The organism is Microbacterium sp. NPDC057659 (assembly GCF_042799915.1).
GTDB lineage: Bacteria > Actinomycetota > Actinomycetes > Actinomycetales > Microbacteriaceae > Microbacterium.
This window is the reverse complement of the sequence record NZ_JBHVHU010000002.1, coordinates 154,636-181,342: the sequence shown is the minus strand read 5'-3', so window position 1 is coordinate 181,342 and position 26,707 is coordinate 154,636. Positions and strand designations below refer to the sequence as shown.

Genomic DNA, 26,707 nt, shown 5'->3' with positions numbered 1-26,707 from the left:
TCCCCTCGGGTTGCTGTGTTCAGTTGTCGGTCATGCGCGAACCGCGCACGTAGGCCTTCACGGTGGCGAAGCGCTCGCTGCGGGAGTGCTCGGTGCGCTCGATCCGGTACGCACCCACGGCTGCGGGGACGATGAACGTCTCGGCGTAGTGGATGACGAACGGCTCGAAGGCGCCGGTGGGGCTCACCACCCGCACCTCGTCGCCCTCCACGAGGTTCAGCACGTTGACCGTGCCCTCGGTGTCGTGGTCGGCGCCCTGGCTGAACCAGTGCCGCCGCACCTCGATGAACTCGAGCTCGTGCAGTCCGGTGCTCTCCTCGACGACGTCGCCCTCGGTGCGGATCGGCTCGACCTGGTCGACGAGGTTCTCGGTGACCCAGGCGGTGTCACGGTCCCATTGGATGTTCCGGGCACCGTGATCGAGATGCACCGGACGGGGGATGCCGTCCAGGCCGACGCGGCCCCAGTCCCAGAGCTTGAAGGTGAAGATGAACGGCGTCGCCGAGATCTCCAGCACCATCGAGTCGGCCCCGGAGCAGTGCACGGTGCCCGCGGGGATCGCGAAGTGATCGTGCTTGCGGGCGCGGTAAGCGTTGACGTACTTCTCGGCGGGGAAGGGGTGGTCACCGTCCTGCGCGCGGGCCAGGTCGGCGAGCATCGCCTCGCGGTCGACGCCCTCCTTGGTGCCCAGGTAGACCACGGCGTCCTCGCCGGCATCCAGCATGTAGTAGCTCTCGTCCTGCGTGTAGTGCATGCCGAACGTGTTCTGGATGTAGTCGGTGAGCGGGTGCACCTGCAGGCTGAGGTTGCCGCCGTCCATGGTGTCGAGGAAGTCGAAGCGGATCGGGAACTCGGCGCCGAACCGGGAGAACGTCTTCGCGCCGAGCAGTTCGACGGGGCGGCTGAACACGAGGTCGAGGGCCGGGATCTCGACGACCCCGCCGTCGCCCTCGAGCAGCAGGGAGTTCTCCTCCGGCACGCAGTCGAAGCACCAGGCGTAGTTGTCCTTCGACGGATCCAGGCCGATGAGGTTCTTCATCCACTGCCCGCCCCACACCCCGGGGTCGAAGAACGGCACGACGCGGAAGGGACGGGCGGCGGCGTCGCGCAGCGCCTGGCGGAACGCGATCCCGGTGATCATGCCGGCATCCGCGGCATCCGGATGCTGCTCGGCGGGCGCGATCGCATTGCCGTCGAGCACGAAGTCGAGCGAGTCGAACAGCGTGCGCTTGTGACGATCGGCGACGCGCCAGTCGACGAAGAAGCCGCGCTTGTACTTGCGCAGGTTGTCCTCGCCGGCGTTGTCGGCGCGCCAGTTGGGGGCGCCGGCGCGCTGGCGCAGCTGGATCTCCCAGCGGGCCATGTCCACCAGCACGGTGACGGCGGGCCGATCGAGCAGCGGGGCGAGCAGTGCCGCGCCCCAGCCGATGACGACCGCGGGGGCGCCGACGGTGCGGCCGGCGAGGCGGGCGAGAGCGTCGGCGTCGTAGAAGTCGGAGAGGACGAAGTGGCTCATTACTCCGAACACGCGATCGTCGGTGAGGTTGGCGGCGATGAGCGGCTCGATCTCCTCGGCCGGACGGGCCGCGGTCTCGACATCGATCAGGTTCCACTCCGGAAGAGCGGCCCGCACCGCGGCGGTCAGTGCCGGGATGTCGGCACCCGGGTAGGCGTCGACGAGGATCACCGGCGCGGATGCCCTGGATCGGGCGAGTTCGGCAGCCGCCGCCCAGCCGTCGGCGCCGCGCAGGATGCGCTCGCCCTCGGGCAGCGCGACCGTCGGCTGGGTGTCGTAGCGCCCCCGGACGGTGTGCCCTTCGTGCATGTCGCTGATCGGAGTGGTCACTGATCCTCCTGGTCGTGGTGGGTGGTTCCGCGGGCGAGCACGGCGAGTCCCCTTGCGACGGAGAGCTCGGGCTCGGGCGGGACGGTGAAGCGCGGCGGCGTGATCGAGGGCCACAGGTGCGCGTGGACGTAGGTCTCGATCGGCTCGCGCACGGCGTCGCCGGCGCGCAGGATGCCGCCGGAGAGGATGACCGCCGCCGGGTCGTACATGTGGGTGAGCGTCACGACCGTCGCGCCCCAGACCTGCAGGAAGCGGTCGCGGAGGTCGTGATGCGCGTCGCTCTCGAAGAGGTCGCGGACCGTGAGTCCGTCGTGCTGCTCGCCGAGCGCCCAGGAGCTCGCCAGCGCCTCCGCGCACCCGAGATTGCCGCAGGGGCAGATCGGGCCGTGGATGTCGGTGGTCGCGTGCCCGCCCAGGATGCCGGCGTGGCCGGATCGCCCGCGCAGTGCGACGCCCCCGATCATCGCGGCCGTGCCGATGCCGGTGCCGAGGGTGACGAGCACGACGTCGCGCTCGCCGGAGGCCTCCGCCTCGCCGACCAGGGCGGCGCGGGCGTCGTTCTCGATCACGGCGGGGAGTCCGAGCGCGGTGCGCGACCAGTCCTGCAGGTCGAGCCCGCGGAGGAAGTCGTACTTGGCGTTGGCGTGCAGCATCCGCCCGGTGGTCGGTTCGACCACACCGGGGACGGCGATGCCCGCGGCGGTCGGAGTGCCGGTTCCGGCGATGAGGCCGCGGGCGGCGTCGGCGGCCGCGGCGAGGTCGCCGGTGTCGCCGCGCACGGGGATGGCGCGGGAGGCGAGCACCTGCCTGCCGTCGATGACGGCGAGCTTGATCTCGGTGCCCCCGAAATCGATGCACAGCTCCATCGGTCCTCCTCGGTCGAATGTTGGTAACGATACCAAGCATGTCGAGCGGATGTCAACGGATCGACGGGGGAGCATCCGGCCCAGCCTGCTCGCCATGGACCGCGTGTAGAGTTCCGAGCATGTCGAGTCCCGAATCGGACAGGTCAGGGGTTGTCGGTCACACCGCCAGCCCCGTGAACCACTGATCACGCCGCCCGCTATGCAGGCGGCTGTCTGACGCACCCGGGCGCCGGCCGTGGTGACAAGAAGAACCGTTTCTTGATCCCCTCACCTCGGAGCACTCGATGCCTTTCGCTCTCTACATGCTCGCCCTTGCCGTCTTCGTCATGGGCACGTCCGAATTCATGCTCGCGGGGCTGCTCCCCGCGATCGCGACCGACCTCGACATCCCGGTCGGCACCGCGGGCCTGCTGACCTCCGCATTCGCGGTCGGGATGGTCATCGGCGCGCCGCTGATGGCCGCCTTCGCTCGACGCTGGCCACCACGGGTGACCTTGAGCGTCTGCCTGCTGGTGTTCGCCGGGAGTCACGTCATCGGTGCGCTGACACCCGCGTTCTCCGTCCTTCTCACCACCCGGGCGCTCAGCGCCCTCGCGAACGCCGGCTTCCTCGCCGTGGCGCTGAGCACGGCCGCGACGCTCGTACCGGCGGACCGAAAGGGGCGCGCGCTGGCGATCCTGCTCTCCGGCACGACGATCGCGACCGTGGCCGGCGTCCCCGCCGGAGCACTGCTGGGCACGGCGATGGGCTGGAGGGCGACGTTCTGGACGATCGCTATCCTCTGTGTTCCCGCACTGATCGGCGTCATCCGGGGCATCACGGACGACGCCGGTCGATCGGCGACGAGCGCGTCCTCGCCGGACCTCGGCGCGGAGCTCCGGCAGCTGACGGCGCCGCGGCTCATCCTGACGATGGCGCTCGGGGCGCTGATCAACGGAGCGACCTTCGCCGCGTTCACGTTCCTGGCGCCCGTCGTGACGGAGAAGGCGGGCCTGGCGGAAGGCTGGGTCTCCGTCGCGCTGGTGATGTTCGGTCTCGGATCCTTTCTCGGCGTCACCATCGCCGGACGGCTCTCCGATCGTCGGCCCGGCCTCGTTCTCGCGATCGGAGGTCCGCTCCTGCTGGCCGGCTGGATCGCGTTGGCAGCGGTTGCCTCCCATCCCGTCGCGCTCCTGGCCCTCGTCCTCGTCCAGGGCCTGCTCGCGTTCGGCGTCGGAAGCACTCTGATCACGCTCGTGCTGTATTCGGCGTCGGGCGCGCCGACGATGGGCGGCTCGTATGCGACCTCCGCGCTCAACCTCGGAGCCGCCGTGGGGCCGGTGCTCGGCGCGGTCGGACTCGCGACCGGATCGGGGCTGCTTGCGCCGGTCTGGATCGCCGCAGCGCTGACGGCGGCCGCTCTCGTCATCATGCTCCTTGCGAGACACTCGCTGACGAGGGCGACTGCTGAGGCGGACTGATGGCCGGCGTCCCGCGCCAGCCGGTCTCAGCGCACGCCGAGGCGCAGCGACACCGGCAGCTCGACGTCGCGGGGCGCGGCGTCCTTCCCGTCGCCCTCGAGCCGGTCGAGCAGCAGCCGCGCGGCGGTGCGGCCGAGCTCGCGCGGGTCGTGATCGACCACGCTGATCGGCACCGGCGAGAGCTCGGCGAGCTCGAAGTCGTCGAAGCTCACGATCTCGGGGAAGTGCTCGCGGGTGCGCAGGCCGGTCTCGAGCTGGCGGCTGATCTCGGTGATCGCGCCGATCGCGTTGCGGTTGTTCGCGCAGAAGATCGCCGTCGGCGGGTTCTTGGCGTGCAGCAGCGACCTCGTCGCCTCACGGGCCTGCTCGACGGTCTGCTGCTTCGCCGCCACCAGCCGGTCGTCCACGCGGATGCCGCGTTCCGTCAGAGCCCGCACGAAACCGGCGTGACGCCGTTCGCCGGTGAAGATCGTGATGCTGTTGCCGAGATAGCCGATGCGGGTGTGGCCGCGGTCGATGAGGGCGATCGTGCCGCGGTACGCGCCGTCCTCGTCGGCGAGGACGACGCTGTCGGCGGCGAGGCCCTCGATGCGGCGGGATGCCAGCACCACGGGGACGCCCTGACTCTGCGAACGGGCGAGGTGGTCGGATCGGCCGCCTGCGGGTACGACGATCAGCCCGTCGACACGGCGGCCGAGGAAGTCGCCGACCAGCTCGGTCTCGCGGTCGATGTCCTCGGAAGTGTTGCCGAGCAGGATGCGACGACCGGTCAGCGCGGCCTCCTCCTCGACCCCGAGGGCGAAGGTGCTGTAGTACGGGTTCGCGATGTTGGTGATCGCGACCCCGATCAGGCCGCTGCTGTGCCCCGGCCGGATGCTGCGGGCGTTCTCGTTGCGGTGATACCCGAGCTCCTCGACCGCCTCGAGCACGCGCTGCTGCACGTCGGGTTTGACGTTGACGCCCCCGGAGAGGGTGCGCGACACCGTCATCGGACTGACGCCTGCGCGCTGCGCGACCTCCTTGACGGTCGGCCGACGACGCTGTTCGGCCATGCGCCGCACCTCCTGAGACATCCGGATGAGGGAACGTTACCAGGACGCGGCATCCGTGGCGGGTCGTACCCGATCGCGTCGACCGGCCGCGTCCCGGCCGGGCCCAGCTGCGGAGCGTGCGGGCGACGTGCCGCGTGTCGAACGGGGTCGTTCGGCGGGTTTCGCGCCGCATCCGAAGTTGCGCTCGTATGGCGTGAGCGCGGCGCGGCGGGGCGTCGCCTCGCATCCGAAGCCGGTGTCGGACTGCCGGGCGCCTCGCGGGTCAGCGCGCGCCGTCGATCTCCCGGGCCAGGCGCCGGTATCGCCTGTTCCGGATGCCCAGCACCGTCGCGGCCGCGAGCGCGGCGATGACGGATGCGGTCAGCACGGCGACTTTGCCGTGATCGGCATGCTCGCTGCCGGCGGCGAAGCTGAGCTCGGTGACCAGGAGCGAGACGGTGAACCCGATGCCGGCGAGCACGCCGACGCCGGCGATGTCGATCCAGCGCAGCGCGGGGTCGAGGTCGATGCGCCGGATGCGGGTCACGATCCAGGTCGCCGCGGTGATCCCCAGCGGTTTGCCGAGCACCAGGGCGATGACGATGCCCACGACGACAGGATCGGCCGCGGCCGACAGGAGCCCGTCGCCACCGCCGATGGCGACGCCGGCGGAGAAGAACGCGAAGACCGGCACGGCGAATCCTGCCGAGAGCGGGCGGAACCGGTGCTCGAAGGTCTCGGCCAGACCGGGTCCGGAGTCGTCAGCCCGATCCGCCCTCCGGTGCAGAACCGGGATGGTGAAGCCGAGGAGCACGCCGGCGATCGTGGCGTGGATCCCCGAGGCGTGCATCAGCGCCCAGGCGACGAATCCGATCGGGAGCAGGATCAGCCAGGCCGCGACCGGCCGGACGTGGAAGAGCCGCCGCGACAGCTGCGCGATCACGCCGTAGACGGCGATCGTCAGCAGGGCCAGCAGCAGCGGGACCAGGTCGATCGAGTCGGTGTAGAACACCGCGATGATCGCGATGGCGATCAGGTCGTCGACGACCGCGAGAGTGAGCAGGAAGATCCGCAGGGCACCCGGCAGGTGCGACCCGACGAGGGCGAGCACCGCGACGGCGAAGGCGATGTCTGTGGCCGTCGGGATCGCCCAGCCGCTCGCCTCGCTGCTGGACGCGCCGACGACGACCAGGTACAGCAGAGCGGGCACCGCCACGCCGCCGATCGCGGCGACGACGGGCACGACGGCCGTGCGCGCCGATCTCAGGTCACCCGCGACGAACTCGCGCTTGAGCTCCAGGCCGACGAGGAAGAAGAAGATCGCCAGCAGGCCGTCCGCCGCCCAGTCGCCCAGCGAGAGCTTCAGGTGCCAGGGCTCGTAGCCGATCTCGGTGTCGCGGATCGCGAAGTATGCGTCCGCCCAGGGCGAGTTGGCCCACACCAGCGCGAGAGCGGCGAAGGCGACCAGCAGCATCCCGCCGATGGTCTCCTTGCGCAGGATCTCGCCGATCCTGCGCGCCTCGGCGCGGGAGGTGACCGGGAAGACGGCGCGGATTCGGGCGGGGGAGAGCGTGGGCGACATGGCGGCCTTCCGGTCGACGGACAACGACGTCGACCAGGCTTCCCGACACTCCGCAGGCCAGCTTACCGGGGAGGAACCGGATGCAGCGGCCCTCGGCTCTCAGGATCCGGGAAGGATGGAAGCACGGTTCGTCCGGCGCTCGCCGCCGGTGTCCGCATGACGAGGAGGACGAATGACCGCTGCGCCGATCGACTGGGTGGACATCCCCGCAGGCGTGCTGCAGCGCGGCACACCCGCGGAGCAGCTGGACGCCGTCGTCGCGCGCTACGCAGAGACCGGCGTGCCCGCCGCCTGGTACCTGAAGGAGGTGCCGCGGGCCTCCGTTCCGGTCCCCGCCTTCCGGATCGCGCGCACGCCGGTGACCGTCGCGCAGTGGACGCCGTTCGCCGCAGCGACCGGCCGGCCCGTGCCGGCGGAGCCGGCGCAGCATCCGGTCTTCGGCGTGACCTGGGCGGATGCCGCGGAGTTCTGCGTCTGGATGACGGAGCGCCTCGGTCACGAGGTGCGGCTGCCGACCGAGACCGAGTGGGAGCGCGCGGCGCGCGGCGACGATGACCGCGAGTTCCCCTGGGGCGACGAGTACCGGCCGGGGCTCGCGAATCTCTGGGATCTCGGTGTCGGCACGACGACCGCCGTCGGCTCATTCCCCGCGGGCGCGAGTCCGTTCGGCGTGCTCGACATGGTCGGCAACGTCGACGAGTGGACCTCGACGCGGTACTCGCCGTACCCGGATGCTCCGGCCGAGGTGCCGGCCCTCGAGGGCTGGGCGTTCGATCCGCACATCACCCGAGGTGGCGCCTTCCGACACGATCGCGATCTCGCGCGCTGCGCGCGTCGGCACGGCGCCTACGAGGCGGATCTCCGCGCGATCGGCGTCGGCTTCCGGCTCGCCGCCGACGCGGTCTGACCTCGCATCGCATCCCATCGGCAAAACCCTTGACCATACTGTCTCGTTCAGATACTGTCTCTCACGTTACCTATCCCGCAGTTTCACCCGCCCGAAGGAGCGCGGCATGAACAACATCACCTCCACCACCGATCGCATCCGGGTCAGCCGTCGTGGATTCCTGGTCGGCGCCGTCGGACTGAGCGGCCTCGTCGCGCTCACTGCCTGCACTCCCGCAGGAGGCGCAAGTGGCGGCGACGGCTCGCGCTACCTCAGCCTCGTCGCCGAGCCGCCGAGCGGCATGACCCGCACGTTCAATCCGTTCTCCGCCACCTCGCGCTGGGTCTCGCGCAACGCGATGTACGAGCCGCTGATGATCTCGAACGCCGTCACCGGCAAGACCGACCCGTGGCTCGCGACCGAGTTCGCCTGGAACGACGACGCCACCGAGCTCACCATCACCCTGCGCGACAAGGTCGTCTGGTCCGACAAGAGGCCGTTCACCGCAGACGACGTCGTCGCCACCTTCGAACTGGTCCGCAAGAACGAAGGGCTCGTCGCCACCTCTGCCCAGGTCCGCGACGAGATCGTCTCGGTCACGGCCAAGGATCCGAAGACCGTCGTGATCGCCTTCAACCGTCCCAGCGCCACCGCGCTCGAGGCCGTGCTGTCGCAGGTGATCGTGCCCGCGCACGTGTGGAACGAGATCAAGGACCCCACCACGTTCGACAACCCCGACCCGGTCGCCACCGGTCCGTTCACCACGGTCGAGAGCTTCTCCAGCCAGGTGTACCGCGTCACCAAGAACCCGCACTACTGGCAGAAGATCGCCGTCGACGGACTGTCGCTGCGCTCGTACTCCGGCAACGACCAGATCAGCGCCGAGGTGCTCGCCGGCAAGATCGACTGGGGCGGGATCATCCCCGACCCCGACAAGACCTACGTGGCCCGCGACCCGAAGAACAACCACTACTGGTGGCCGCGCACCCGCACCGTGAACCTGCAGCTGAACACCACGCTGCCGGGCTTCAATGACGTGAAGGTGCGCAGGGCGCTGAGTCTGGCGATCGACCGGCAGCGCATCGTCGACGTCGCCTACTGGGGCAAGAGCGACCCGGCCAACGCGGTCTCGCTGCCGCCGGATCACTTCAAGAGCTGGATCGACCAGGGCCTGGTCGACTCGACCGCCGCATCCGTCGCCCTCGACCCGGATGCCGCCAGCGCCGCACTCGATGCGGCGGGGTACAAGAAGGGCTCGGACGGCATCCGCGTCAGCCCCGACGGCAAGAAGATGAGCTACGCGATGATCATCCCGACCGGATGGACGGACTGGATCACCGCTGCGCAGAGCGTCGCCGACGACCTGAAGAAGGTCGGCGTCGAGGTGAAGATGTCCACGCTCGCCTACGACTCCTGGGCCGAGCAGGTCTACGGCGGCGAGTTCGAGGTGACGCTCGTCGGCATGGTCGAGAGCTCCACGCCGTACCGCTTCTACTACGAGTCGATGTCGACGCACACGGTCAAGCCGGTCGGCACCCAGTCCACGATCAACGCGCACCGCTTCGGCGACCCCGAGGCGACCGCGCTGCTGGAGAAGTTCACCGGCCTGGTCGACGAGGGCGAGCAGGTGGCCACGATGCAGCAGATCGAGAAGCGCTTCGCCGAGCTGTTCCCCGTGGTTCCGCTCTACGAATCGCCCGACTACGGCCTGTTCAGCACGCGCCGCTACACGGGCTTCCCCGACGACAAGAACCCGTACGCGCCGCTCTCGCTGAGCCTGGACTACAGCGGCTACCTGGTGTTCCCGCATCTGACCAAGGCCTGACGCCCCGACGACATGAGACTCGCGTTCCTGGCCCGCCGCATCGGGCTCTACCTCATCGCCGCCTTCGCGGCCGTGACGATCAACTTCCTGATCCCGCGGCTCGCACCGGGCGACCCGGCCACGGCCGCGCTCGCGCGGCTGGGCTCGGTCGACCCCTCGGCGATCGAATCGCTGCGCACCGCGTACGGCATCACCGACGATCCGCTGATCGTGCAGTACTTCCAGTACCTCGGCGACCTCCTGCACGGCGACTTCGGCCTGTCGTTCTCGCGGTTCCCGAGCCCGGTCACCGAGGTGATCTCGGGGACCCTGGGCTGGTCGTTGCTGCTCGGCGGCACGGCGCTGGTGCTGAGCTACGTGATCGGGTCGGTGCTCGGCATCGTGGCGGCCTGGTTCCGCGGCAGCTGGTTCGACCGGATCGTGCCGGCGACGCTGCTGTTCATCGGATCGTTCCCGTACTTCTTCCTCGCGCTGCTGCTGGTCTACTGGCTCGGCGTGCAGCTGGGGGTGCTGCCGATCGGGCAGGCCTACGAATACAGCGATCCGGCGCCGACGCCGGAGTTCTTCGGCGACGTGGCGGTGCACCTGTTCCTGCCGGTGCTGACGATCGTGATCGTCTCGTTGGGAACGTGGACCCTGAACATGCGCAACGCGATGATCGGCGAGCTGGGCCAGGACTACCTGACCCTCGCCGAGGCGAAGGGCCTCTCGCAGCCGCGGATCGCCCTGCGCCACGCGGCCAGGAACGCGCTCCTCCCGTCGGTCACCCTGCTGGGCGGCATGATCGGCGTCGTCGTGGGCGGCCAGATCATGACCGAGATCGTGTTCTCGTACCCCGGCGTCGGCTACACGCTGATGCAGGCGGTGACCGCGCACGACTACCCGCTCATCCAGGCGCTGTTCCTCATCATCACCCTGACGGTGCTGGCAGCGAACCTCCTCGTCGACCTCGTCTACTCCGTGCTCGATCCCCGGGTGCTGCAGAGGAGCGGATCATGACCACCACAGAGCTCATCGTCAGCCCCAACGTCCGCAGGCGGCGACGGATGCCGAAGCTGCCGGCCACGGCGATCATCGGCGTCGTCGTGCTGGGACTGCTCGCCCTGGCATCCGTCGTCGGCCCCTGGCTGCTGCCGTACTCGGCCTTCGACGCGAGCTTCACCCCGAACCTGCCCCCGGGCGGCGAGCACCTGCTCGGCACCTCGGGTCGCGGCGAGGACACCCTCGCGCAGCTGCTGCAGGGCGGGCGGGCCTCGCTCGGCATCGGCCTGCTGGTCGCCGCGGTGACCACCGTGATCGGCCTGATCGTCGGACTCACCAGCGCCTACTTCGGCGGCGGGGTCGACGGCACTCTCTCTGTCATCACGAACGTGTTCCTGGTGCTGCCAGGACTGCCGCTCATGGTGGTGCTGGCGGCGTTCCTGCCGGCGGGGCCGCTCACGATCGTCGCGGTGCTGAGCATCACCGGCTGGGCGTTCGGCGCCCGCCTGTTCCGGTCCCAGGCGCTGAGCCTTCGCACCCGCGACTTCGTCGCCGCGGCCGAGTGCGCCGGCGTCGGCCGCATTCGGATCATGGCGACCTCGCTGCTGCCGAACCTGTCATCGGTGCTCGCGGCGTTCTTCGTGAACCAGGTGGTGTTCGCGATCACCGCGGAGGCCTCACTGGAGTTCCTCGGTCTCGGCGACCCGCAGATGGTGTCCTGGGGCACGATGCTCTACTGGGCGCAGAACAACTCCTCGCTGCTGCTCGGCTACTGGTGGCAGTTCGTGATCCCCGGCCTCGCGATCGCGATCACGGCCTCGTCGCTGGTGCTCATCAACTTCGCCATGGACTGGGCGAGCAACCCGCGCCTGCAGGCGCAGGAGATGCTGCACCGGTTCCTGGGCAGCGGCCTGCGCAGCGCAGCGCTGATCACGCCGGTCTCGCAGACGGCGGATGCCAGGAACGAGGGGGCACGATGACCGCCCCCGCTCTGAGGATCACCGATCTCGAGATCGGCTACGTGACCTCGGCCGGCCTCGCCCCCGCGGTGCGCGGCGTGAGCCTGACGGTCGAACCCGGCGAGTTCGTCGGCCTGGTCGGCGAGTCCGGATGCGGAAAGTCGACCATCGCGCAGTCCATCCTGCGCGTGCTGCGGTCGCCTGGCGTCATCACCGGCGGCAGCATCGAGCTCTCCGGCGAGGACGTCCTGGCGGCGGATGTGCGCCGGCTGCGCGGCATCCGCTGGTCGCGTGCGTCGATCGTGATGCAGAACTCGCTCGCCGCACTCAACCCGGTGCAGCGCGTGGGCAAGCAGATCGCCGAGGCGATGAAAGCGCACGGCGGAGGACCAGGGCGCTCGGTCGGCGAGCTGCTCGAGATGGTCGGGATCGACGCCGACCGCGCGCGATCGTACCCGCACGAGTTCTCCGGAGGGATGCGGCAGCGGGCCGCGATCGCGATGTCGCTGGCCGTGCAGCCCGAGCTGCTGATCATGGACGAGCCGACCACCGCGCTGGACGTGATCGTGCAGCAGGAGATCCTGCTGACCGTGCGGCGGCTGCAGCAGGAGCAGGGCTTCGGGATCCTGTTCATCACGCACGACCTGCCCCTGCTGCTGCGGCACGCCGACCGCGCGGTGGTGATGCGCGACGGGCTCGTGCTGGAGGAGGCGACCACCGAGCAGCTCCGCACCACCGGCGGCTCCGATCCGTACACCAGGCAGCTGCTCGCCGCCCTGCCGCGGCCGAGCGTCGCGAAGAGAACCGAAGGAGGCGGCGCATGAGCGAGCCCATGATCGTGCTGCGGGGCGTCGGCAAGACGTACCACCGCGGCCGCCCGCCGGCGCTCGCCGGGGTCGACCTCGAGATCGCGGCGGGCACCATCGTCGCCGTCGTCGGCGAGTCGGGCAGCGGGAAGAGCACCCTCGGCAAGCTGCTGGTGGGGCTGGCCACGCCGTCGACCGGCGAGATCCTCGTCGACGGGAAGAGCCCCGAGCCGGTGAGCCGGCGTCGCAAGGGACGCGAGCGGCCGGCGCAGATGGTGTTCCAGGACGTCTACGGGTCTCTGAACCCCTCGCAGACGATCGGGTTCCAGCTGAACGAGGTCTACCGCGCCGCGCACCTGCGGGCCTCTCGCACCGAGCGCACTGCGGCGATCACGGCTCTCGTCGAGCGGGTCGGCCTGCGACCGGCATCCGACTATCTGAGCCGCCGATCGGACGACCTCAGCGGCGGACAGCGGCAGCGCGTCGGGATCGCCCGCGCGCTCGCCACCGACCCGCGGGTGATCGTGGCCGACGAGCCGACGTCGATGCTCGACGTGTCGGTGCGCCGCGAGATCCTCGATCTGCTCGCAGGGCTGCGCACCGACGGCGTGACGATCGTCTACATCACGCACGACCTGCTCAGCGCCGGGTACCTCGCCGACCGTGTGGTCGTGCTGCACCACGGCGAGATCGTCGAGGACGGCAGCCCCGACCAGGTGCTCGGCGATCCGCAGCATCCGTACACGCAGAAGCTGGCCGCGGCATCGCCCGGCCTGCAGCTCGAACTCGCGAACGGCGCCGCGGCGGCGCAGACGGAAGAAGAGAATGACTGACATGACCACGCCCATCCGCGTCGGGCTCTGCGCGCGCAAGCATCCGCTGGCCGGCGAGCTCGGCCCGCTCGGGCTGCTGCAGCGCTGCGCCGACGACGGTTACGACGGGGTGTTCTTCCGCACCATCCTCGACGTCACCACGACGCTCGACACGGGAGTCCTCCGCGACGTCCGGCAGAAGGCCGACGAGCTGGGCCTGTACCTCGAGATGGGGCTCGGCAAGATCAATCCGTTCAACATCTCCGAGGAGCGCGGCATCCGCGACATCGGCGAGGGCGACTACCTGCTCGGCATGACGCGGATGATCGAGGCTGCCGCCGGGATCGGATGCACCGACCTGTGGGCCGACACCGCCAACTACCAGGGGCACTCCTGGGGGCTGTTCGCGATCGACAGGTTCCGCACCGACGTCGAGTGGGACGACCAGCTGCGCATGACCACGAAGTTCGTGCAGAAGCTGGTGCCGGTGCTCGACGCGCACGATGCGCACCTCGCGGTGGAGACGCACGAGGAGATCACCACCGACGAGCTGGCCCGCATGGGCGAGGAGGTCGGCGAGCGGTTCGGCGTGACCCTCGACCTGGCCAACGTCGTCGTGCGCGGCGAGGATCCCGTCGCGGCGGCCCGGCGCATGGCGCCGTTCGTGCGGCAGACGCACATGCGCGACGTGGCGCTGTTCACCACCCCGCAGGGGCTGCGCAGGCAGATCCGCGCGGTCGGCGACGGCGTGATCGACTGGACGGCCGTGCTCGGGGCGCTGGCGGATGCCGGCAGCACCGCCACCTGGACGATCGAGAACTCCTGGCACGACCACAACGACATCCCGCTGTACCGGCCGGACTGGCAGGCCGCGCACCCCGACCTGCACACCGGCGAGGTGCTCGAGCTGATGCGGCTGGCCGACGAGTTCGCCGGCCGGATCGCCCGCGGCGAGCGTCCGGCGAGCGACGACTACTACGCCGACCCCGATCCGGTGTCGGGTCAGCTCGGTTTCATCGCCACCAGCGCCGCACACCTGCGGCGCGTGGGGGCGCAGGTCTGGCAGGATCGCTCATGATGAAGTCGGGGACGCCGCGGGTGCTCCGCACCCTCAATGAGGGCGCGGTGCTCGACGCACTGTTCCGGCACGGCCCGATGACCCGGCCCGAGCTCGAGCACATCACCGGGCTGTCCAAGCCCGCCGCCGCGCGGCTGCTGCTGCGCGTCGAAGAGGCGGGCGTGGTGGTGCGCGACGGCGAGCGGGCCAGCAGGTCAGGCCCGCCGGCCCAGGTGTGGCGGGCGAACCCGCGCGCCGCACTGGTCGCGGGCATTACGGTGACGGCGGAGCGCATCGCCGCGGAGGTCTGCGACCTCGAGGGCACACTGCTCGGCGAGGCATCCGCCGACAACTCCGTGACGGATGCCGCGCAGATCGCGCCCGCGCTGCGCGGACTGCTCACGCAGGCGCTCGCGGGCACCGATGCGGATGTCGCGCAGGTGCGCGACGTCACGCTCGGCGTTCCCGGTGTGATCGACCCGATCCCCGGTGTGCTGCGGCACAGTGGCCGGCTGCCCGCCTGGGTGGGCGTCGACGTGATCGGCCTGATCTCCGCGGAGCTGCCCGGAACGACGGTGTACACCGCGAACGACGTCGGCCTGGTGCTGATCGCCGAGGCGGAGTTCGGGGCCGCCCGCGATGCGGCGTCCGTGGTGCTGGTGTGGGTCGGCTCCGGCATCAAGGCGGCGTTCCTGCGCGACGGCGAGCTGATGCTCGGTCCGCACGGATCCGCCGGTGAGATCGGCAGCGTGATCGTGCCGGCGTTCGACACGGTGCCCGACCGCTCGACCGAGCGCACCCGCGCCGTGCCCGGCGGCGGCGTTCTTCTCGAGCAGCTGCTGCAGCCGTCCGCACTGCAGGGACTGGAGCTTCCCGCCATCGCCGACCGGCTCGCGGTCGCGGCGTCGTCGGCGGCCGCGCTGCTCGACCCGGAGCGCGTCGTGATCGCCGGGTCGCTGTCCGATGCATACGGCACGGCGCTCGCCGAGGCGGTTCAGGAGCGGCTCGGCTTCCTGCCGCACGACCGCCCGGATGTGCGGTGCGGCGAGCTCGGCGCGCGGGCGCAGGTGCGCGGCGCGGTGTGCCTGTCGCAGCGCAGCGCGCGGGCCCGGTTGGTGGGCGCCGGCAGTCTTGCCGACGTCGTCCTGCCGGTCTCGGCGCTCTGAAGCGTCCGTCATCTGCAGCCGTCACTGCATGCCGGTATCCGGCATCCCTCTCGAAAGGCACCCATGAAGAAGCATCTGAAGGTTCTGGTCGTCGTCGCGCACCCCGACGAGGCCGAGGAGTACGTCTCGGGCACGCTCGCCCTGCTGGCCGACGCCGGGCACCACGTGAAGGTGCTCTCGACCACCAACGGCGACGCCGGGCACCTGGAGCTCGGCCCCGAGGACCTGGTTCGGCGCCGTGCGAGCGAGGCGCACACCGCCGCAGAGATCATCGGCCTCGCCGACTACGAGATCTGGGACGAGCACGATGGCGACATGGTCGACACGCAGGAGCTGCGGCAGCGGATGCTGCGCGTGATCCGCCAGTGGCGCACCGACCTGATCATCACGTTCAGCGACGAGGGCGACGGACACAACGACAACAGGCTGGCCGGCCGGCTGGTGCGGCACGTCGTGGGGCTGAGCACCCTGCCGAACCCCTGCCGCGACATTCCGCCGCTGGCGCAGACGCCGATCGTGCTGCGGATGATCGACTACGGCTCGATCGAGCAGCACCGGGCGGATGTCGCGGTCGCGGTCGATGCGGTGATCGACCGCAAGCTGCGCGCGTGCGCGGCGCACGCGTCGCAGTTCCTCGAGTTCGCGCCGGCACAGCGCGACCTGCTGCACCTCGTTCCGGATGCCGCGGACACCGCCGCCGTCGACGAGTTCATCGTGAAGTACTGGAGCGAGTACATCGAGACGCAGGATGCCGCACGGCCTGCGCTCGCACGGGCATACGGCGATGCCGCCGCAGATGTGCGGTACGCGGAGACGTTCGAACTGGCACCGTTCGGACGCCCCACGACCGTCGAAGAGGTGGAGCGCATCCTGCACTCCTCCGCGTCCTGAGCGAGCGAAGCGAGACGAAGGACGTCCCTGGTGAACGTGGCCGGCGGTTCGTGGAGGTCCGCCGGCCACATCCAGCTCTGCTCGTCGGGCCCTGACCGAGCGAGGCGGCTCCTTCCCCCGGGTCCTGAGCGAGCGGAGCGAGACGAAGGGCGCCCCACCCTCCGGTCGTTGAGCGAGCGAGGTACGAGCGAGACGAAATGCGCGGCCTCTCCCCGGGTCCTGAGCGAGCGAGGAACGAGCGAGACGAAGGGCGTGTCGTGTGTGCGCGTCCTTCGTCACTTCGTCTCGCTGGCGCTCGCTCAGCACGGCGCTCGTCGCTGGCGCTCCTCGCTCAGGATGCGGTGAGCTGTCCTTCCGCGTCCCCGGGTCCTGAGCGAGCGAGGTACGAGCGAGACGAAGGGCGTCCCCGTGTGCTTCCTTCGTCACTTCGTCTCGCTGGCGCTCGCTCAGCACGGCGCTCGTCGCTGGCGCTCCTCGCTCAGGATGCGGTGGGCTGGCGTCACGCGAGCCCGTGGTGCGTCCGGAACAGGTTCTCCGGGTCGTACGCCCGCTTGATCCGCGCGAGCCGCGCGACATCCTCGGGGAGGTACCCGCTGGCGAGCTCCGCCGCCGTGACATCCGGTCCGGAGAGGAAGTTCACCGCCACCCCGCCGGTGGCCCAGGGCTCCACGGCGGCGAACAGCTCCGCGAACCGCGCCTGCAGCGCCGGCACGGCATCCGCCTCTGCGGCGCCGCCGGCGTAGAGCACGAACTCCCCGTCGCGTCGGCCGAGCGCGCTGGGCCGTTCCGCCGGCCGGGACAGCGCCCCGCCGGTGTGCCGGAGCTCGAGCAGGAAGGGCGCGTCGGCATCCGGTCCGGCGTGCCGGAGCACCGCCTGCACAGCATCGGCGTCAAGCGTCCGCAGCATCCGATTGCGCGCGTGGAAGGCGACCGGCGTGGTCGGCTCGGCGTGGATCGTGCCGACGGCCGAGTACGGCATCTCGGTCACCGTGTCGGTAACAGGGCCGAGCGCGCGGAACGGCGCGATGAGCCGCTCGCCGTCCTCCGCTGAGCCGGTGAAGACGATGCGCAGATGCATGACGTACCGGCCGCGCAGCGGCTCGGGCAGGAACGGGATGTCGGGCATCCGGATGAGCAGGGCGGAGGACGCCATCTGCTCCGGGACGGTGCGCGTCCAGTCGGCCCAGAGAGTGAGTGCCTCTTCGACGCGGTCGGCCGCGAAGTGCATGCCGCCGCCATAGAGGCGGGCGACCGGATGCAGGTCGATCTCGAGCGCGGTCACGACGCCGAGCGTGCCCTTGCCACCGCCGCGGAGCGCCCAGAACAGATCAGGCTCGGTGTCGGGCGTGGTGCGGCGCAGCACGCCGTCGGCGGTGACGACCTCGATGGCCCGCACGTGGTCGACGGCCCAGCCGAGGCTGCGGCCGAGCAGGCCGAGCCCGCCGCCGAGGTGGTACGAGACGACGCCGACCTCGGGGGACGAGCCCGAGAGTGGTGCGAGCCCGTGGATCGCGGCGGCCTGCACGAGGTCGCCGCCGCGGACGCCGGCCTCGACGCGCGCCCAGCGCATCGCCGGGTCGATCGTGATGCCCTTCATGGCGGAGGTGTTGACGAGCAGCTGGCCGTCGGCGGGGCGCGACGGGCCGTGTCCGGTGGCGAGCACGGCGACGCCGAGTCCGCGGGTGCGTGCCTCGCGCACCGCGTGCACGACGTCGTCGGCCGTGCGCGCCACGGCGATGGATGCCGGGTGGTGCTCGACGGCGAGGTTGTAGCCGCTGCGGGCGGTGTCGTAGTCGGCATCCGTTGCGGTGAGGTAATCGGTCATGTATCCATCGTCGGCGCGGGAAAACAGCCGAACAAGGACAGAACACGGATGGATCGTTAACATAGAGCGCATGGAACGCCGCGAGATCGAGATCTTCCTCACGCTCGCCGAGGAGCTGCATTTCGGGCGCACGGGCGAGCGGCTGCTGATCTCTCCGTCGCGGGTGAGTCAGACGATCGCGAGCCTCGAGCGCCGGTTCGGCGTGACCCTGTTCGACCGCACCAGCCGCCGAGTGGAGCTGTCGCCGGTCGGCGCGGCGCTGTACGCGGACGTGCGGGCCGGGCACGATCGCATCCAGCGCGGGATCACGGCGGCGATCGCTGCCGGCCGGGGAGTCGTGGGCACGTTGCGGATCGGGCTGGAGGCTCCGGCGATCGCCGAGCTCGCCGCTCCCGTGTTCGACCGGTTCCGCGCGGCGAATCCGGGTGTCGAGCTGGTATTCCGGGAGGCAGGGTTCTCGGACCCGCTCGATCTGCTGCGGGCGGGCGTGGTCGACGTGACGGTGACCAACGGGCCGGTCGATGAGGAGGGCTTCCAGGAAGGGTCGCTGGTCTACTCCGAGCCAGTGGTGCTGGCGGTCGGGCGGGAGCATCCGCTGGCCGTACGGACGACGGTGTCGGTGGAGGATCTGGCGGGGGAGACCGTGTTCCGTGCCGGGCGCCGCGCGGCGCCGTACCGGCCGGATCCGGATCGCACGGCGCCGACCTTCCTCGACCTGCTGACCGTGATCGCGGCCGGCGAGGGCGTGGTGCCGCTGGCCGCGCACGCCGGCGACTTCTTCGCCCGGCCGAGCCTGGTGATGGTGCCGTTCGAGGAAGGGTCCCCGCCGGTGCGCTGGGTGCTGTGCTGGAAGCGCGGGCAGGCAACGGCCAGGGTGGCGGCGCTCGCCGCCGCTGCGCGGGGCTGAATGTTCCGCCCCGGTCGTTGAGCGAGCGGAGCGAGACGAAACGTCTTCAGCCGCCCGAAGTCCTCAGCCTCGCAGCAGCCCCCGCAGCGTCTGGATCGTGTCCGCCTCGGCCGGACTCTTGTCGGGCCGGTACCCCTTCACCCGTGCGAAGCGCAGGGCGATTCCGCCGGGATAGCGCGGTGAGTTCTGCACGCCGTCGATCGCGATCTCGACGACCAGCGCCGGCCGCAGGTGCACGGCATACGGGCTCCGCTCGGTCTCGTACTCGGGGAAGGTCTCGGTCTGCCACTTCAGCAGCTCGTCGGTGAGGCCCTTGAAGGTCTTGCCGACCATCACGAAACCGCCCGGTTCGCCGAACTCCCCGACCGGATCGAGCGCCCCGAGATGCAGATTCGACAGCCAGCCCCGACGCCGGCCTGAGCCCCACTCGGCGGCGAGCACGACGAGGTCGTAGGTCAGCACGGGTTTGACCTTGACCCACGACTTGCCGCGCCGGCCGGCCGCGTAGGGCGCGTCGATCGCCTTGACGAGCACACCCTCGTGACCGGCGGCCAGCGCCTCTCGGGACAGCTGCTCCGCAGCATCCGCGTCGTCGGTGACGATGCCGGGCATCCGCCAGTCGCCGGCGACCCGTTCGAGTTCTGCGAGCCGCGTGGCGAGCGGTTCGTCGATGAGGTCGCGGCCGTCGACGTGCAGGATGTCGAAGAACCAGGGGCGCAGCACGAGTTCGCGCGAGACGTCGGCGCCGAACCGCGACATGGTCTGCTGGAACGGGCGCGGCCCGCCGTCCTCGTCGAGCGAGAGCGTCTCGCCGTCGAGGATGATGTCGTGCGCGGGCAGCCCGCGCACGATCTCGACGATCTCGGGCACGCGATGCGTGATGTCGGCGAGGCTGCGGGTGTAGACGCCGACCTCGTCGCCGTGCCGGTGCACCTGGATACGCGCGCCGTCGAGCTTGTACTCGACCGATGCGCGTCCTGTGGTCTCGAGCGCCGCGGTCGGTGTCGCGGCGGTGGCGGCGAGCATCGGCAGCACGGGCCGGCCGACCTGCAGCCCGACCGCGTCGAGGTCTTCGGCCGAGCCGGTGAGCGCGACCACGGCCGTCTCGCCGAGGTCGCCGGAGAGCATGGCCGCGCGACGGACGGATGCGGCAGGCCGATCGGCCGCGCGCGCGATCGCGTCGAGCAGCACGCCGCTGAGTGCGCCGGTGCGCAGCTCGCCGAGCATCGCGCGGGCGAGGAAGTCCCACTCCTCGGGGGTGGCACGTGAGGCGAGACCTTGGAGGAGCGCGGTGCGCTGCGCCGCCGATCCGGTGCCGGACGCGCGCGCGAGCGCGTCGAGGGCGTCGTCGACGTCGGTGATGGTGAGAGCGGATGTCGCGGCGTGCTCGACCTGCAGGGTGGAGAGCCCGCGCCAGCCCACGCCCAATCGTCCCTGCCGCGGCGATGCGAGCAGGAGACCGGTCAGCACCGGGAGCTCGGCCGGATCTGCGCGCTGCAGCAGTCGCGCGAGCGCGTCGATCTTCGCCAGTCGCGACGACGTCGCCGCGACCTCGTCGGCGGTCTCGGTGAGCTCCTCGAGCCTCATCCCGTCAGTCTCGCACTGGGTACGGACATTCGCCCCGGATCGTTGAGCGAGACGAAACGCCGCTCAACGACTCGTGGGTGGGCCTGCTCCGGATCCTGAGCGAGCGAGGAAGGAGCGAGTCGAAGGGCGGCCCAGGGCGGGCGTCCTTCGTCTCCTCGCTGGCGCTCCTCGCTCAGGATGCGGTGGGCGGTCTTCCGGGGGCGTCCTTCGTCTTGTCGCTGGCGCTCCTCGCTCAGGATGCGGTGGGCGGTCTTCCGGGGGCGTCCTTCGTCTCGTCGCTGGCGCTCCGCTCGCTCAGGAGCCGAGCAGTTGAGGGCCCGGAACGGGCACCTATGGCCTGGTGTCGTCGTGCGTCACGACGCGGCTGAGCTCGATGACGTCGCCGGGCAGGTCCCAGTAGTGCAGTCGACGGGCATCCGGGGAGTCCGGGTCGATCGCCGACCGCCAGCACTTGGCGCCGTCGGCTCGTACGACGTAGGCGTCGTCGCCGCCCTCTCCGGTGCGGAGTCGATGCAGGTCGCGTGCGGGGATCTCGCGGTCACGGCCGGTGATCGCGTCGACGCACGCGCGCACGGACTTGGCCAGCTGGCTGTCGTCCAGCTTCGACAGCGAGCCGATGAAGTCGGGCCCGAACCGGAACTCCCGCAGCGGCCAGCGCTTGCGCTCGCCCGGAGCGGTGCGGTTGCCCCAGGTGCGCTCGATCTCGAATCGGATGCCGTCGTCGGTCGGATCGACGTGCGCGCGCTCCGCTGCGCGGCGGGCATCGCGCAGCGCCTGTGCCTCGTCGCGCTCGTCCTGTGTGGCATCGGCGAGCTCGGCCTCGGCATGTTCGCGTCGCGTCCGCTCCCGGGCGAGTTCGGACCGCAACTGGGCGTTCTCCTCGCGCAGCCGTTCGAGTTCGGCGGAGTCGGATGCCGGGTCGAGGACGGGCGTCAGCGTAGGCAGCGGCGTATTCGTCTGCTCCCGTCGCTCGGACATCGCGTGCAGCTCGCTGCGCAGCGCCGTGATCGCCTGCGAGAGCAGGTGGATGTCGGAGCGCGTCGCGTACTCCTCGGGCGCTGCGGCCGGCAAGGAAGGGATGCCGGGCGATTGAGATTCCGCGGGGCCCGGCCCGTTCTGTCCGACGGCACCCGAAGTCGTCGGCGCCGGGGAGTCCGCGGCCTCCGATGCGACCGCGCCTGCCGCACTCCAGTCCGGCCCGTCGGGCGCCGCGGCATCCGTGCCCGCCGGCTCTGCGGCATCCGTCTCCCCGTGGTCCTCGCTCAGCCAAGGCGGCCCGCCGGTGACCAGCGGGAAGGCGGGGGTGAGCGGGGCATCATCGTCGCTGCCGGCGTGGGTGAGCAGCAGTTCGCGGTGTGGTCCGTGCGCGACGCGCACGCGGATGACATCGCCGACGGCGAGCACGTCGCCTACGGGCCGGCCGTCGGTGCGGATGTCGCGGGGGCGCAGCACGAACGCGTGGTCGGGGTGCAGGTGCACGGTGGCGCCCTGGTCGGTGACCTTGACGACGAGCGCCAGCGTGTTCGCGCCGTCAGGCAGGGTGTCGAGGTCGGCGGGGAAGGGTTCGGGGTGCAGTTCCTGTCCGTCCAGGACGCCGGTGATCGGCGCTCCGGGGACGAGCGCGACGGCGAGCGGAAGGGAGTCGGGCAGCAGTTCGCCGGTCGCCGTGACGACGGTGCCGTCGTCGAGCTCCACGCGGGCGCGGGTTCCGTCGTCGAGGAAACCCGCCACGACTCCGGACGCTCGTACAACCGTGGGCGCGGCCTGTACGACGGCACGGCGGGTGGACTGCGCCATGGCGTCGTCGATGAGGTCATCGGTGTCGGCGTGACCGGGAAAGCGCAGCCGGGAGCGACTCCAGTCCGGGTCGCTGGCGAAGTCGCCGGGGTAGGAGCGGGCCGCGCCGCCGAACGCCTGAGTCCGGGGCGGAAGCAGCTGCTCGAGGACATCCGTCGCCTCCCCGGTCGCGACGGTGACGACATCCGCGATGCCGCCGAGCTCGCGCCCGAGCCGCTCCGTGTCGAACGCGAACTCGCCCTCCGAAGTCGCCGACACAAGCACGAGGGGGCGCTGCCGCGGGGTGAGGATGCGGGTCGCGAGAGCTTCTGCCTCGCTCGGAGTCGTGACGTCGGCGAACAGCATGGGGACGAGTCTAGGCACGTGCGACGGCGTGTCTCCGGAGTCGGGCCGAGGTGTCCGCGGATGCCCCGCCGGCGGGAATCGGCGTCAGCGGCGCGGCCCGACGAGTGGACGCAGCGCCCCGCTGAGCAGCGGCAGCACGGCGATCATGCCGAGCAGCAGCACGGGTCCGCCCCAGCCGAAGTCATACGACCGGGTGTGCAGCGACGTACCGATCAGGATCATCACGGTGACCGCGCCGACGGTGCCGAGGGCGGTCAGGATCGTGCCGAAGATGCGCAGCCCGTCTGAGAGCGAGCTGAGCGCGGCGGGGATGAGAGTCGTGGCGAGGATCAGCACGGTGATGATGATCAGGCCGACGAACAGTGTCGTCAGCATCCAGTCGGCGGCCTCCATCGGCACGTCGGTGCTGTTGAACGGCGCGAGGCTGGCGGTGATGATGCTCCAGTACTTCTGGTCCTCGCCGTCGGCATGCGCGGTGAACAGCGGCAGAGTCAGGCCGAGCATGAGTACGACGGCGACGATGAAGGAGTACGTGCCGGCGAGCATCCGCTCGAGCAGGTCGACGCGCTCGCGCAGCCGGCGGATCTCAGTGCTCTGGTCGGTCATGCCGTCAGGGTACCGGCGCGGGTGCGTCGTGTGGGGTGGTATCGCCCGGCGGGCGAGGAACGATCGCGCTGATAGCGTCACTCGCATGGCTGGGGAGAACATCGACATCGTGACGTACGACGGACTGCCGATCTCGAAGGGCGGCGCTCACTCGATGGGCACCCGTCAGGCGGCACGCGGCTTCGCCCAGTTCGAGGAGTTCCTCGCGGCGTCCGTGGTGACGGATGCCGCGGTGAGGTGGAAGCTCACGGCGATCTTCTCCGCACGGCCGACGGAGGCGAGCCCGATCGAGCAGGCGATCGTGGGCGCTCTCGGCAACCGCAGTTCGCGCGACACGGTGATCGACGGCTGGAACGTTCCCGAGCGGAAACTCGACGACGCCCTGGCCCTGCTCGATGTGAAGCGCTCGCCCGAGCTCAAGGCGCCCCCGCACGTGCGCGTGACGCTCATGGGCACCGTGTCGGGTGTCGCGCGCGATCCCGAGACCGGCCACGGATACGCCGGGGTGTCGCCGGACGCCTGCGGCGGGTTCGTCGTGGACGGCTATCGGACCCCGCTAGGTGCGGTGTCGACGCGGGTCTCGCTCGGGCAGCACAGTGCGAGGCTCTCGCTGTTCGTCAGCCTGCCCGGCGACGGGCGCCTCGCGGCCGCGGCGCAGCACCTGCAGCAGCAGTTGCCGTTCGCGCTGTCGGAGAAGCACTGGAAGCGCTGGGTTCCGGCCGCGGACGGGTATCGCGCGAAGCGTCAGGGCTCGCCGCTTGTCGAGGGATAGCCCCAGTCAGATGCGGATGTAGGCCGCCCCGTCGAACTGCGCATCGCTGAGCGCGACCACGGCGGCCGGCACGGTGAGGATGCCCGGCTGCAGTGCGTCGACGGGGATGCCGTGCCCGCGCAGCCCGCCCTCGCAGGCCTCGATCGTGGCGGCATCCGGAATCGGCAGCGGAGCCGCGCCCGCGGCGACGCCCGGGATGGCGGGACCGTTCACGATGATCCGGATGCCGGTGTCGGGGCGCCCCGCGTGCAGGGTGTTCGCGATGCCGACGGCGCGCACGATGTCTTCCGGCCGGTCGGAGACGTGCAGGATCACGGTGCGCTGGGTCATGGTGCCATTGTCTCGTACGCTCCGATCCCCGGATCCCCGGATCCCCGGATCCTGAGCGAGCGAAGCGAGCGTCGTACTGAGCGAGCGCAGCGAGACGAAGTGACGAAGGACGCCCCGCTCCCCGGCTCCTGAGCGAGCGAAGCGAGCGTCGTACTGAGCGAGCGCAGCGAGACGAAGTGACGAAGGACGCGCACATCTTCGCCCAGCGCTCAAGATGGTGCCACGCTGTCTCCATGCCTTCTCCCCGCGTTCTCGTCACCGGAGCGAGCGGCGGCATCGGTCTGGAGATCGCGCGGGCGCTCGCCGCAGACGGCGCGCATGTGCTCCTCCCCGTGCGCGATCGCGCCCGCGGGGATGCGGCGGTGCGCAGCATCCGTGAGTCGGTTCCGGATGCCGCCCTCGAGATCTGCGATCTCGATCTGGCCGACTTCGGCACGATCGCCGCGCTCGGCGCGAAGCTGCGCGAGGATGCCGCCCCGATCGACCTGTTCGTGATGAACGCCGGGATCGTGCTGCTCGGCGACCGCACTCGGCACGTGACGGTGGACGGGCACGAGCTGCATCTGCAGACGAACTTCCTCGGGCACGCGGTGCTCACGCGTGAGCTGATGCCGCTGCTCGTCGCGGCGCACGCCCGCGTCGCTGTGCAGGTGAGCATCGCGGCGACCCGCGGCAGGCTCGACGACCTCGAGGGCGAGCGACGGTACAGCGCATGGCGCGCGTACGCCGGATCGAAGCGCGCGCTGGGCCTGTGGGCGCTGGAGCTCGCGCGGCGCAGCGATGGCATCAGTGTGAATCTGTGCCATCCGGGTGTCGCGCCGGCAACGCACATCGCGCCGACGCTGCGCAGCCGGCTGCCCGGTGGTGAGGAGCGCTGGCTGCGCTGGGTGCCGGGCAACAGTCCGGCGCAGGGCGCGCTGCCCGCGCTGATGGCGCTGGAGCAGGATGCCGCGCCGGGGAGTTTCTTCGCGCCGGGTGGATGGTTCGGGCTGGCCGGTGCTCCGCGGGAGCGTCCGCTGTTCCGGGCGCTGCGCGACCCGGCCGCAGGGCGCCGGCTCCGGGAGCTCGCCGCCACCGTACCCTGAGCGAGGAGCGCCAGCGACGAGACGAAGGGCGCCCGTGCCTCCCGCCCCGGGTCCTGAGCGAGGAGCGCCAGCGACGAGACGAAGGGCGCCCGTCACCGTCCCGCACCCTGAGCGAGGAGCGCCAGCGACGAGACGAAGGGCGCCCTTCGTCTCGCTCCGCGCGCTCAGGACCCGGGACGTCGAAACGCCCCCAGTTCCCCAGGGGCGTCTCGTCTCACAACATCCGAGCTGGTGCTTACTGCACCGACCATCCGCCGTCCGACGCGAGAATCGCGCCGTTGATGTTGACGGCGTCGTCCGAGAGCAGGAACGTGATCGACGCGGCGAGGTGCTCGGCCGTGGCGACGGTCGGGATCGCCTGCTGGAACGGCGCGAGCCGTGCCGAGCCGGCTTCCGACATGTTCGGCGGCATCGGGATGCCAGTGGCGACGCCGCCGGGGGCGACGGAGTTCACGCGGATGCCCTTGGGCCCGTACATGAACGCGGCCGACTTGGTGACGCCGATGATGCCGTGCTTGCTGGCGGTATAGGCGTTGCCCGAGGCGTTGCCGCGCAGGCCGGCCTCGCTCGAGACGTTGAGGATGGCGCCGCGGCCGGCGGCCTCCATGATTGGCAGCACCGCGCGCATGAGCTTGAACGGCGCGGTGAGGTTGATCGCGATGACGCGGTCCCAGACGGCGTCGGGGGTCTCGCCGGCGGGCGAGAAGTCGTCGTTGATGCCGGCGACGTTGGCGAGTCCGTCGATGCGCTCGCCGGCGGCGGCGATGACGGCGTCGATGGATGCCTGCTGCGTGAGGTCTCCGGCGACGGTGACGATGCCCGGGAGCTCTGCCGCCAGGGCATCCAGCTTGTCGGCCGAGATGTCGGCGGCGATCACGCGGCCGCCTTCGCGGGCGATGCGCGAGGCGGTGGCCTTGCCGATTCCGGATGCCGCGCCGGTGACGATCACGGTCTTGCCGGCGAAGCGTCCGGAGGTGATCTGCTCGGTCCAGCCGGCGGTGTCGTCGTCGGCGGGGATCTCTCCGCCGTTGGCGGCGCGCACCAGGTCGTCGACGACGGACTGCGGCATGGCGCCCTGGCTCATGACGACGAGCTGCTGCAGGGGCAGGCCGAGCACGGGGGTGAGCTGCGACGGGTCGCCGCCCGACTGCGCGAGCAGGCCCTTGATGAGCTCGCTGCCCGTCGGGTCGTTCAGCCAGTCGCCGATGGTGGAGTGTGCGGTGAGTGCCATTTTGTCTCCTAGTTGCTCCGGGTCCTGAGCGAGCGAAGCGAGACGAAGGGCGTC

The 26,707-nt window shown here is 70.8% G+C and carries 23 protein-coding genes; 13 read left to right on the top strand and 10 right to left on the bottom strand.

Annotation, left to right across the window (positions count from 1 at the left end; genetic code table 11):
* Window positions 1–19: 19 nt before the first annotated feature.
* Window positions 20–1,846 (bottom strand): class I mannose-6-phosphate isomerase, encoded by a 1,827-nt coding sequence (locus tag ACFVAE_RS09510; RefSeq protein ID WP_378890996.1) that lies wholly within the window; start codon window positions 1,844–1,846, stop codon window positions 20–22.
* A complete protein-coding gene (locus ACFVAE_RS09505; RefSeq protein WP_378890994.1) occupies window positions 1,843–2,712 on the bottom strand; it encodes an ROK family protein in 870 nt (289 codons plus the stop codon). Before ACFVAE_RS09505 ends, ACFVAE_RS09510 begins: the two co-directional genes overlap by 4 nt.
* A 284-nt stretch (window positions 2,713–2,996) precedes the next feature.
* Here ACFVAE_RS09505 and ACFVAE_RS09500 point away from each other — a divergent pair, with 284 nt between their 5' ends.
* Window positions 2,997–4,172 (top strand): Cmx/CmrA family chloramphenicol efflux MFS transporter, encoded by a 1,176-nt coding sequence (locus ACFVAE_RS09500; protein WP_378890990.1) that lies wholly within the window; start codon window positions 2,997–2,999, stop codon window positions 4,170–4,172.
* Between the two features lie 26 nt (window positions 4,173–4,198).
* Here the strand turns inward: ACFVAE_RS09500 and ACFVAE_RS09495 are convergent, their stop codons facing one another.
* Together ACFVAE_RS09495 and nhaA are read right to left on the bottom strand one after the other, a co-directional pair.
* Complete coding sequence (locus ACFVAE_RS09495) at window positions 4,199–5,224, bottom strand: LacI family DNA-binding transcriptional regulator (RefSeq protein WP_378890988.1); 1,026 nt, start codon at window positions 5,222–5,224, stop codon at window positions 4,199–4,201.
* 262 nt (window positions 5,225–5,486) lie between these two features.
* The gene (gene nhaA / locus ACFVAE_RS09490) at window positions 5,487–6,785 is read right to left on the bottom strand and encodes a Na+/H+ antiporter NhaA (protein ID WP_378890986.1); all 1,299 of its coding nucleotides are present in this window, start codon (window positions 6,783–6,785) and stop codon (window positions 5,487–5,489) included.
* Between the two features lie 172 nt (window positions 6,786–6,957).
* On the opposite strand from nhaA, the gene ACFVAE_RS09485 reads away from it, so the two are divergent.
* The 9 genes from ACFVAE_RS09485 to ACFVAE_RS09445 all read left to right on the top strand — a co-directional run bounded on the left by ACFVAE_RS09485 (window position 6,958) and on the right by ACFVAE_RS09445 (window position 16,168).
* Complete coding sequence (locus ACFVAE_RS09485) at window positions 6,958–7,692, top strand: formylglycine-generating enzyme family protein (protein WP_378890983.1); 735 nt, start codon at window positions 6,958–6,960, stop codon at window positions 7,690–7,692.
* Between the two features lie 106 nt (window positions 7,693–7,798).
* Window positions 7,799–9,496: an ABC transporter substrate-binding protein gene (locus ACFVAE_RS09480; RefSeq protein WP_378890981.1), complete on the top strand. Its 1,698-nt coding sequence runs from the start codon at window positions 7,799–7,801 to the stop codon at window positions 9,494–9,496.
* Between the two features lie 12 nt (window positions 9,497–9,508).
* Complete coding sequence (locus tag ACFVAE_RS09475; protein ID WP_378856365.1) at window positions 9,509–10,495, top strand: ABC transporter permease; 987 nt, start codon at window positions 9,509–9,511, stop codon at window positions 10,493–10,495.
* Window positions 10,492–11,457 carry an ABC transporter permease gene (locus ACFVAE_RS09470; RefSeq protein WP_378890978.1) on the top strand — a complete coding sequence of 322 codons (966 nt, stop codon included), beginning with the start codon at window positions 10,492–10,494 and terminating at the stop codon, window positions 11,455–11,457. The genes ACFVAE_RS09475 and ACFVAE_RS09470 overlap by 4 nt, the downstream gene beginning before the upstream one ends.
* Window positions 11,454–12,260, top strand: a complete 807-nt coding sequence (locus ACFVAE_RS09465) for an ABC transporter ATP-binding protein (protein ID WP_378890975.1) — start codon at window positions 11,454–11,456, stop codon at window positions 12,258–12,260. The genes ACFVAE_RS09470 and ACFVAE_RS09465 overlap by 4 nt, the downstream gene beginning before the upstream one ends.
* Window positions 12,257–13,075: an ABC transporter ATP-binding protein gene (locus ACFVAE_RS09460; RefSeq protein WP_378890972.1), complete on the top strand. Its 819-nt coding sequence runs from the start codon at window positions 12,257–12,259 to the stop codon at window positions 13,073–13,075. The genes ACFVAE_RS09465 and ACFVAE_RS09460 overlap by 4 nt, the downstream gene beginning before the upstream one ends.
* Before the next feature lies 1 nt (window position 13,076).
* Window positions 13,077–14,132: a sugar phosphate isomerase/epimerase family protein gene (locus ACFVAE_RS09455; RefSeq protein WP_378890969.1), complete on the top strand. Its 1,056-nt coding sequence runs from the start codon at window positions 13,077–13,079 to the stop codon at window positions 14,130–14,132.
* Window positions 14,129–15,277: an ROK family protein gene (locus ACFVAE_RS09450; protein WP_378890966.1), complete on the top strand. Its 1,149-nt coding sequence runs from the start codon at window positions 14,129–14,131 to the stop codon at window positions 15,275–15,277. The genes ACFVAE_RS09455 and ACFVAE_RS09450 overlap by 4 nt, the downstream gene beginning before the upstream one ends.
* A gap of 63 nt (window positions 15,278–15,340) precedes the next feature.
* Window positions 15,341–16,168, top strand: a complete 828-nt coding sequence (locus ACFVAE_RS09445) for a PIG-L deacetylase family protein (protein WP_378890963.1) — start codon at window positions 15,341–15,343, stop codon at window positions 16,166–16,168.
* 499 nt (window positions 16,169–16,667) lie between these two features.
* On the opposite strand, the gene ACFVAE_RS09440 is transcribed toward ACFVAE_RS09445, so the two are convergent.
* Entirely contained in the window at window positions 16,668–17,993 is a 1,326-nt protein-coding gene (locus ACFVAE_RS09440) for an FAD-binding oxidoreductase (protein ID WP_378890960.1), read from the bottom strand.
* Between the two features lie 70 nt (window positions 17,994–18,063).
* Here ACFVAE_RS09440 and ACFVAE_RS09435 point away from each other — a divergent pair, with 70 nt between their 5' ends.
* Entirely contained in the window at window positions 18,064–18,900 is an 837-nt protein-coding gene (locus tag ACFVAE_RS09435; RefSeq protein WP_378890957.1) for a LysR family transcriptional regulator, read from the top strand.
* Between the two features lie 63 nt (window positions 18,901–18,963).
* On the opposite strand, the gene ACFVAE_RS09430 is transcribed toward ACFVAE_RS09435, so the two are convergent.
* The 3 genes from ACFVAE_RS09430 to ACFVAE_RS09420 form a co-directional block, all read right to left on the bottom strand.
* Complete coding sequence (locus ACFVAE_RS09430; protein WP_378890954.1) at window positions 18,964–20,487, bottom strand: ATP-dependent DNA ligase; 1,524 nt, start codon at window positions 20,485–20,487, stop codon at window positions 18,964–18,966.
* A gap of 330 nt (window positions 20,488–20,817) precedes the next feature.
* Window positions 20,818–22,629, bottom strand: coding sequence for a hypothetical protein (locus ACFVAE_RS09425; protein WP_378890951.1), 1,812 nt, complete (start codon window positions 22,627–22,629; stop codon window positions 20,818–20,820).
* A gap of 84 nt (window positions 22,630–22,713) precedes the next feature.
* Entirely contained in the window at window positions 22,714–23,235 is a 522-nt protein-coding gene (locus ACFVAE_RS09420) for a hypothetical protein (RefSeq protein WP_378890949.1), read from the bottom strand.
* 85 nt (window positions 23,236–23,320) lie between these two features.
* Here ACFVAE_RS09420 and ACFVAE_RS09415 point away from each other — a divergent pair, with 85 nt between their 5' ends.
* Window positions 23,321–24,007, top strand: coding sequence for a hypothetical protein (locus ACFVAE_RS09415; protein ID WP_378890946.1), 687 nt, complete (start codon window positions 23,321–23,323; stop codon window positions 24,005–24,007).
* Between the two features lie 6 nt (window positions 24,008–24,013).
* Here the strand turns inward: ACFVAE_RS09415 and ACFVAE_RS09410 are convergent, their stop codons facing one another.
* Window positions 24,014–24,337, bottom strand: coding sequence for a hypothetical protein (locus ACFVAE_RS09410; RefSeq protein WP_378890943.1), 324 nt, complete (start codon window positions 24,335–24,337; stop codon window positions 24,014–24,016).
* A gap of 233 nt (window positions 24,338–24,570) precedes the next feature.
* Between ACFVAE_RS09410 and ACFVAE_RS09405 the strand changes: the two genes are divergently transcribed.
* Window positions 24,571–25,422 carry an SDR family NAD(P)-dependent oxidoreductase gene (locus ACFVAE_RS09405; RefSeq protein ID WP_378890940.1) on the top strand — a complete coding sequence of 284 codons (852 nt, stop codon included), beginning with the start codon at window positions 24,571–24,573 and terminating at the stop codon, window positions 25,420–25,422.
* A 235-nt stretch (window positions 25,423–25,657) separates the two neighbouring features.
* Here ACFVAE_RS09405 and ACFVAE_RS09400 read toward each other — a convergent pair whose 3' ends face one another.
* Window positions 25,658–26,653: an SDR family NAD(P)-dependent oxidoreductase gene (locus ACFVAE_RS09400; protein ID WP_378890937.1), complete on the bottom strand. Its 996-nt coding sequence runs from the start codon at window positions 26,651–26,653 to the stop codon at window positions 25,658–25,660.
* Between the last annotated feature and the right edge of the window lie 54 nt (window positions 26,654–26,707).

Excerpts from the sequence above, each read along its gene's own strand:
- ACFVAE_RS09505 (WP_378890994.1), bottom strand. The coding sequence starts at position 2,712 with ATGGAGCTGTGCATCGATTTCGGGGGCACCGAGATCAAGCTCGCCGTC.
- ACFVAE_RS09500 (WP_378890990.1), top strand. The coding sequence starts at position 2,997 with ATGCCTTTCGCTCTCTACATGCTCGCCCTTGCCGTCTTCGTCATGGGC.
- ACFVAE_RS09495 (WP_378890988.1), bottom strand. The coding sequence starts at position 5,224 with ATGGCCGAACAGCGTCGTCGGCCGACCGTCAAGGAGGTCGCGCAGCGC.
- nhaA (WP_378890986.1), bottom strand. The coding sequence starts at position 6,785 with ATGTCGCCCACGCTCTCCCCCGCCCGAATCCGCGCCGTCTTCCCGGTC.
- ACFVAE_RS09485 (WP_378890983.1), top strand. The coding sequence starts at position 6,958 with ATGACCGCTGCGCCGATCGACTGGGTGGACATCCCCGCAGGCGTGCTG.
- ACFVAE_RS09480 (WP_378890981.1), top strand. The coding sequence starts at position 7,799 with ATGAACAACATCACCTCCACCACCGATCGCATCCGGGTCAGCCGTCGT.
- ACFVAE_RS09475 (WP_378856365.1), top strand. The coding sequence starts at position 9,509 with ATGAGACTCGCGTTCCTGGCCCGCCGCATCGGGCTCTACCTCATCGCC.
- ACFVAE_RS09470 (WP_378890978.1), top strand. The coding sequence starts at position 10,492 with ATGACCACCACAGAGCTCATCGTCAGCCCCAACGTCCGCAGGCGGCGA.
- ACFVAE_RS09465 (WP_378890975.1), top strand. The coding sequence starts at position 11,454 with ATGACCGCCCCCGCTCTGAGGATCACCGATCTCGAGATCGGCTACGTG.
- ACFVAE_RS09460 (WP_378890972.1), top strand. The coding sequence starts at position 12,257 with ATGAGCGAGCCCATGATCGTGCTGCGGGGCGTCGGCAAGACGTACCAC.
- ACFVAE_RS09455 (WP_378890969.1), top strand. The coding sequence starts at position 13,077 with ATGACCACGCCCATCCGCGTCGGGCTCTGCGCGCGCAAGCATCCGCTG.
- ACFVAE_RS09450 (WP_378890966.1), top strand. The coding sequence starts at position 14,129 with ATGATGAAGTCGGGGACGCCGCGGGTGCTCCGCACCCTCAATGAGGGC.
- ACFVAE_RS09445 (WP_378890963.1), top strand. The coding sequence starts at position 15,341 with ATGAAGAAGCATCTGAAGGTTCTGGTCGTCGTCGCGCACCCCGACGAG.
- ACFVAE_RS09440 (WP_378890960.1), bottom strand. The coding sequence starts at position 17,993 with ATGACCGATTACCTCACCGCAACGGATGCCGACTACGACACCGCCCGC.
- ACFVAE_RS09435 (WP_378890957.1), top strand. The coding sequence starts at position 18,064 with ATGGAACGCCGCGAGATCGAGATCTTCCTCACGCTCGCCGAGGAGCTG.
- ACFVAE_RS09430 (WP_378890954.1), bottom strand. The coding sequence starts at position 20,487 with ATGAGGCTCGAGGAGCTCACCGAGACCGCCGACGAGGTCGCGGCGACG.
- ACFVAE_RS09425 (WP_378890951.1), bottom strand. The coding sequence starts at position 22,629 with ATGCTGTTCGCCGACGTCACGACTCCGAGCGAGGCAGAAGCTCTCGCG.
- ACFVAE_RS09420 (WP_378890949.1), bottom strand. The coding sequence starts at position 23,235 with ATGACCGACCAGAGCACTGAGATCCGCCGGCTGCGCGAGCGCGTCGAC.
- ACFVAE_RS09415 (WP_378890946.1), top strand. The coding sequence starts at position 23,321 with ATGGCTGGGGAGAACATCGACATCGTGACGTACGACGGACTGCCGATC.
- ACFVAE_RS09410 (WP_378890943.1), bottom strand. The coding sequence starts at position 24,337 with ATGACCCAGCGCACCGTGATCCTGCACGTCTCCGACCGGCCGGAAGAC.
- ACFVAE_RS09405 (WP_378890940.1), top strand. The coding sequence starts at position 24,571 with ATGCCTTCTCCCCGCGTTCTCGTCACCGGAGCGAGCGGCGGCATCGGT.
- ACFVAE_RS09400 (WP_378890937.1), bottom strand. The coding sequence starts at position 26,653 with ATGGCACTCACCGCACACTCCACCATCGGCGACTGGCTGAACGACCCG.